4 protein-coding genes and 1 tRNA gene are annotated in these 6,406 nt (G+C 67.4%); 3 read left to right on the forward strand and 2 right to left on the reverse strand.

All coding sequences use genetic code 11. From position 1 onward, the window contains the following. The first annotated feature begins 109 nt into the window (after positions 1-109). Positions 110-1,393 (forward strand): hypothetical protein, encoded by a 1,284-nt coding sequence (locus VFV09_13635; GenBank protein ID HEU4868751.1) that lies wholly within the window; start codon positions 110-112, stop codon positions 1,391-1,393. 14 nt (positions 1,394-1,407) lie between these two features. Here the strand turns inward: VFV09_13635 and VFV09_13640 are convergent. Continuing rightward, positions 1,408-1,496, reverse strand: a tRNA-Ser gene (locus VFV09_13640). A 37-nt stretch (positions 1,497-1,533) separates the two neighbouring features. Next, the gene (locus VFV09_13645) at positions 1,534-4,371 is read right to left on the reverse strand and encodes an AAA family ATPase (protein ID HEU4868752.1); all 2,838 of its coding nucleotides are present in this window, start codon (positions 4,369-4,371) and stop codon (positions 1,534-1,536) included. Positions 4,372-4,498: 127 nt separating this feature from the next. Between VFV09_13645 and VFV09_13650 the strand changes: the two genes are divergently transcribed. Further along, the gene (locus tag VFV09_13650) at positions 4,499-4,837 is read left to right on the forward strand and encodes a hypothetical protein (GenBank protein ID HEU4868753.1); all 339 of its coding nucleotides are present in this window, start codon (positions 4,499-4,501) and stop codon (positions 4,835-4,837) included. A 188-nt stretch (positions 4,838-5,025) separates the two neighbouring features. Further along, a partial coding sequence (locus tag VFV09_13655; protein HEU4868754.1) for a M28 family peptidase occupies positions 5,026-6,406 on the forward strand: 1,381 nt, incomplete at its 3' end.

Consider the following 6,406-nt stretch of genomic DNA (forward strand, 5'->3'; position numbering starts at 1 on the left):
GCTTGGGGCGGACGGCTGCCGTAAGACTGTGCCGATCCGTATTGACAGACGAACCTGCCGGGGACAGAGTCCCGTGCTAACTCGGTGTTGTCGCCGGAAGGAGATGGCCATGGACCGGCTGCAGGATCGGGATCGCCCGGCTGCGTCACTGACACCGTTGCTGCACGAGTCGAGGGTCGGCTGGGATGTGCTCAACGATCGCTACGGTGCCTTGCTGCAGCTCGTCGAAACCGTGCTCGGGGTCGTGCCGAACTGTGATCGCTATATGGAGATCTGGCCGCCGGCGTTTCGGACCTACAACATCATGGCGCCGAACCTCCTCAACCTGCCGGTACCCGTGTTCGGGCTGGGTGGGCCGCCTCCGGGCGTCGTCGGCCTGGCAATGTATGTGGCGAGCCGCGCAGCCGGCTGCCCGTACTGCTCGGCGCACAGCTGCACGTTCGCGATGCGGCGCGGGGCCGCCCCCGACAAGGTTGCGGCGGCGTTGGTCCCGGACCGAGCCTCGTTCACCCGCGGCGAGCTTGCGGCGATCGCGGTGGCTCGGTCGATGGCGCGCATTCCCTGCGAGCTGACCGAGGGCGAGCGGGAGGAGCTGGTCGACGTCTACGGCGAGCGAAACGCAGAGTGGGTCGGGCTCGCCGCAGTCATGATGGGATTCCTCAACAAGTTCATGGACTCGATAGGAGTCGAGCTCGAGCAGGCCGTGGTCAGCGAGGTCTCGTCAACGATGGGGGCCGGCTGGTCACCGGGAAAGGCCGGAACTCTGCTCGACCCAGGCGCTGCCGAGCAGCCCGCCCCGGCTGTCGACGGGCTGCGGACGAGGATGCGACTGGTTCGGCTCATGCCTGCCGCAATCCGGTTCGACCGTCGCTGGCAGCGCGAGACACCCAGCAGGTGGCCGGAGGTCGGCGCCTTCCTGGCCGAGCGGACGGGCCACGACTTCCCGGTGTTGGAACGGCTGCACTCGCGCCGCGCCCGCCGCGCCATAGCGTCGATGCTCGCTCTGAATCTCGATCCGGCATGCTCCGTCGTGGGGCTCGAGCTCAAAGTTCGGGTGGGAGCGATCTTCGCCGAGATAGCCGGCGATGAGCGCCTGGCCGGCGACATTGGTGCCCTGGCGGCTCACGCCGGCATCGACGGCGAGAAGATCGATGAAGCCATCGCGTACGCCCGGGGCGGGGACACGGCCGCGCCCGCCGGCGGCCGCACCGAGTCGGGGGCACTGGCTCTGGCCCGCGCCGCGTCCTACAGCCCCGCCCGGACCGAACCCTCCACCGTAGAGGCCTGTCGGGAGAGCGGCCTGTCTCCGGCGGCGATCGTCGAGATCATCACCTGGTTGTCCGTGCTGCAGATGCTGCACCGCCTCACGTGCTACCTGACGGCCGGCGACTGAAGAGGCCGATTTTGCGGAGGCGGCGAGATTTGAACTCGCGATGGGGTTGCCCCCAAACCAGCATTCCAAGCTGGCGCCATAGGCCGGTCTAGGCGACGCCTCCGCTACCGATTGTAGTGGCTGATCGATCCGGAGGTGTTCTACCGCTCCAGCGCCTGCACAAGCTGGGTGCGGGACGAGATGCCGAGCTTTTGATAGGCATGGGTGAGGTGGTGCTCGACGGTTCGGGTGGTCAGGAAAAGATCCTCGGCGATCTGCCGGTTGGTCAGACCCGCCGCCGCCAGGTCGGCCACCCGCCGCTCGCCCGCGGTCAGCGACTCGGCTCCCGACAACGCACGCCGGCGGGGACGGGCCCCCAGCATTACCAGCTCGGACCGCGCCCGCTGGGCCAAGCCCTCGGCGCCACAGCGGTGACCGAGGTCCAGCGCCCGGCGTAGGACCTCGACTGCCTCGGACCGCTTCCCGGTCCGGCGGAGGGCGGACCCGAGTTCGGCAAGGGCGGAGGCTTCGGCAAGACGGGCCGTCGACCCTGCGGCAACCTGGGCCGCCTCCCGAAATAGCTCCAGCGCGGCATCTCCGTCCAGCACCCGCCCCGCCATCGTCAGCGTTAGGCTCAAGATCCGGGCGGAGCCCCAGTTCCGGGCTGTGGCAATCTCGCCGGTGATCGTCTCGACCGCGTGGTCCAGGGCGCCCATCTGCATTTGCGCCAGGGCGACCCATGGCCGGTATGGGGTGAGATAGAGGTTGGAAGCGCCCTTCTCCTGCTCGGTCCTGCTCAGCTCCACCAGCTCGGCCAGGCCCTCCTCGGTTCTTCCCTGGGCAATTCTCAGCCGGCCCCGCGAAGCCCGGAAGATCCGTCCCGGCACAGTGTCGGCTACCGGGCCGATCAGGTTCCTCTCCACGAGAAGCTGTTCCGCCTCCTGCAGCCTCTCCGAGAGAATGAGCGACTCGAGCCACGCCCCGATGGACACGATCGGCATGAAGTCGAGTCCGAAGCTGGACATTGTCTGGGCAGCCTCGGCGGACTCCGACTCCGCTGATTTCAGCTCGCCGAGGGCCAGCGACAGGTTGGCCTTGAAGCTGAAGGCGAGGGCAAAGGCCGCCGGCGACCCTCGTTCGCGAGCCAGCTTGAGGGCCAGATCCAGATACCTCCCAACGGTGGAGAACTGGTCGGCACACAGCAACGGGTAGAGCGGCAGGTAGGCAGCCAGGGAGTCGGGCGACTGGTCGACCAGAAGCAGTCCCTCGCCCAGTGCCGCTTCGGCCATCTGCACCACCTCGGAAGCCGGGGCACCCGAGAGCGCCGATCTGACCGCCAGCTGGGAGAGGATCAGCCGCTCCGCCGGGGTGGAACCATCGATCCGGCCGCTCCACTGGTCCAGGCGGGAGTCGGCAAACGGAGTGGACGCCCGACCCTGTCGCATGGCCACGATAAGCTCCGCGTCCAGCTGAAGAGCGAGGTCCTGGTCGACCTTGAGAAGATCCCGGATGACCGGGACCACGGCCCTCTCGGCCTGGCTCACCGAGCCGGCGTACAGGTGGGCGCGGATCAGCTCGCGGCTGATCGCTCCGCGCTCGTAGTCGTCGGTGGACCTCTCCAGGGCCTTGGACAGGTGGATCAGCGCCGCCTTGGGGTCGAAGCGCATCTCGGCCACCCCGAGGCTGCTCAGCACCTTGGCGTGATCCTCAGGCTCCGGTGGCTCTCTCAGCGCTCTCCCCAGATAGTGCTTTGCGATTTCCGGAGAGCCCCGGCCGAGCGCCGCTTCCGCCCCACCCAGGAGCAGTCGCACCACCGAGGGGTCCCCCACCGGCTCGGTGTAGAGCAGATGCGCTGCGACCAGCTCGGCCGGCGCGGATTCAAGCTCCAGCTGATCGGCCACCTGCCGGTGCCCTCGAGCCTGGGCGGAGGGCGTAAGGTCCGAGTAGATCGCCGCCCTCACCAGCGGGTGCACGAACTCCAGCGGCCGTCCGGACCGGAGGATGTCGGCGGCGGCAAGCTTGTCCGCTGCGACGCCGGCGTCCGCCTCGGAAAGTCCGGCCACGGTCGCTGCCTGTCGGAGCTCCGCCCGCCCTCCCCACAACGCAAGAGCCTGGGCCAGCTGCATCGAAGGCGGGCCAAGCCGCTCCACCCTCCTCAGCACGGACGGCGCCACCGAGGCGGTTCCGATTTGGAGGAGCTGCTGCACCCCGGACTCGTCGGGCGCAACCCGCCTCTCCAGCAGGCCCCGAACGAGCTCGTTCAGCAGCAACGGGTTGCCCTGGGTCGCCTCGTGACAGGCGGAGCAGAAGCCCGCCTCAGCCGAGGCCGACAGGCGCGATCTTACGAGCTGCCGGGTGCTGGAGTCGCTGAGGGGCCGGAGCCTGAGGAACCGGGTCCCGGGAGCGGACGAAAGTTCGTTGAGCTGATCGGGCAGCGGCTCCCCACTCCGCACGGTCAGGAGCACAAGAACCGGGAGGCTTTCCAGCCGATTCGCCAGGTACGCCAGGTACCTCATCGACGCCGGGTCGGCCCACTGGGCGTCATCAACCGTCAGAAGAACCGGTCTACGGCTGGCCAGGTTGAACGTCAGCCACCAGAGGGCGTGCAGCAGCCTGACGCCACTCGGGTCGAAGGCAGTGGCGCCGATCGACTTTCCGAGCAGCAAAGGGCCGCTGGCTGAGGCGGAATCCATCAGCAGATCCGCCTGCTCCTTCGGGCCGGCAGCCACGACCGGCGGCTCCAGGAGCTGGCGGACAACCCCCAGCGGGAACGCCGTCTCCAACTCGGTCCCGCGGGCGCGAAGGACCGTGTAGCCCGCTCGCCGGGCCAGGGTGGCCGCGGCGGCCAGCAGAGCCGACTTCCCGATGCCTGCGACCCCTTCGACGACGATCATTCCGCCCGAGCCCCCGGCGATGTCGCTGAGGGCCCCGGCGATCACCTCCAGCTCGTACTCGCGCTCCAGCAGCGCGGGGCCGGGGCCGGGCTCAGCTTGGCTCATCAGGCACAGATTGTAGGCCGGGGACAAACTCTGTCGGTCCCTGCGCCCAATTACTTCGGTCCCCGCCCCGATGTGCCCAGGGGCCGCCGGATGAAAGATCGCAGGCACTCAATCCAGGAAGGACCGGATGAAATCCGCCCGCAGGACCCGCGAAGCAGTCCAGTGCACCGAGGGCATCGCACGGGTGCGCTCGGTGGAGGTCGCCGGAGCCGTCATCCAAATTGGGGCCGCACCGCAAGAGCCGGCACACAGTCCGGATTGCCGGCGTCATCCAAAGACGGCGTGTCAGCACGCACATTTCGGGTACGTCGTGAACGGCACCTGTCGCTTCCTGTCCTCCGAGGGGGCAGTGTCGTTTTCCAAGGGAGAAAAGTTCCGGGTGGGTCCGGGACACTTCACTCTGCCGGACCCCGGTGCCGAGTGGGTCATGTTCACTTCGACCATCGGTGGAGGAGGTGGGATTTGAAATTCACCGAGCTTCTCGGCTCACCCGATTCGAGGCACGCGTAATATCGCCTTTTGCCCAAGCTAGCCATTGCCTGGCGAAGATCCCGGAAGTACCGTTAGGGGTGCCAAGGCCGAACTTGAGTCATGAAGCCCTGCCCCTGCCGCTCGGGTCCGACCGAAATCGTATGAGGCCGCGAGGAGGTAGGAATGAGACGGACTTTCGTGGTGGTAATCATCATGGCGCTGACGCTCGGAGTGTTCCCGGCCGGCGTTGGCCTAGCCGACGAAAACGACAACTCCCAGGAGCTTCGGGAGTCGGTGAGGGTCGCAGGAGTTCGGCAACACCAGCGGGCACTTCAGGCCAGGGCGGATGCCAACGGCGGAACCAGGCTCTCGGGAACCCCCGGCTACGACGCCTCCGTCCAGTACGTCGCGCGGCGTGCAAGGGCGGCAGGTTACAGGGTCACACTTCAGCCATTCGACTTCCTGCTGGTCGGAGACGCCTCCCCGCCGATTCTCCAGCGCATCACCCCAACGGCTCAGACCTTCGCCGACGGGCCGGACTTCATGTCCATGCAGTACTCCGGCTCCGGGGACGTCACCCTGCCGGTGACGGCGATAGACCTTGTGGTGCCCAGTCCCGCCGCCAATACGTCGACCAGCGGGTGCGATGAGGACGATTTCGCCGGCTTTCCCGTTGGTTCGATTGCGCTGATGCAGCGGGGAACCTGCAACTTCTCGGTCAAGGCCGACAACGCCAGGGCCGCAAATGCCGGGGGCGTGATCATCTTCAACGAAGGCAACCCTGGCCGGACTGCAGTCATCGACGGGACGCTCAACCCGCCCCTGCGAGACCTGCCGGTTGTCGGCACCACCTTTGCGGTGGGCGACAACCTGCGCAACGGCGTCCTGAACGGGCCGACCGGAGTAACTGCACGGCTCCGGGTGGACTCGGTCGCTGAAACCCGCAGCACGGTCAACGTCATCGCCGAAAGCCGGCACGGGCGGGCGGACAGCGTCGTAGTCGTCGGGGCCCACCTGGACAGCGTGAGCCGGGGGCCGGGAATCAACGACAACGGCTCCGGATCGGCAGCGATCCTCGAGGTCGCCGAGGAGATGGATGAGGTGGAGACCCGCAACCGTGTCCGCTTCATCTGGTTCGGAGCCGAGGAGGAGGGCTTGATCGGCTCGACCTTCTACGTGAACAGCCTTACGCCCGAACAGAGAAACAACATCGCCGTGATGCTGAACTTCGACATGGTCGGTTCGCCGAACTTCGTTCGCTTTGTGTACGACGGCGATACATCCGACACCCCGCCGCCCGCCGGCGGAGCCCCGGCGGGCTCGGACGTAATCGAGCAGGTGTTCCTCGACTACTTCGCCAGCCGGGGCCTGGCAACCCAGCCGACCGCTTTCGACGGCCGGTCCGACTACGGCCCGTTCATCGCAGTAGGAATCCCGGCCGGAGGCCTCTTCACCGGAGCCGAAGGCGAGAAGACCCCCGCACAGCAGGCGATCTACGGTGGAACCGCCGGTCAGCCGTACGACCCCTGCTACCACCTGGCATGCGACACGTTTGCCAACAACA

This window comes from Actinomycetota bacterium (assembly GCA_035759705.1).
Lineage (GTDB): Bacteria > Actinomycetota > CADDZG01 > JAHWKV01 > JAHWKV01 > JAJCYE01.

Coding starts and splice junctions, on each gene's coding strand:
- VFV09_13635 (HEU4868751.1), top strand. CDS start 110: ATGGACCGGCTGCAGGATCGGGATCGCCCGGCTGCGTCACTGACACCG.
- VFV09_13650 (HEU4868753.1), top strand. CDS start 4,499: ATGAAATCCGCCCGCAGGACCCGCGAAGCAGTCCAGTGCACCGAGGGC.
- VFV09_13645 (HEU4868752.1), bottom strand. CDS start 4,371: ATGAGCCAAGCTGAGCCCGGCCCCGGCCCCGCGCTGCTGGAGCGCGAG.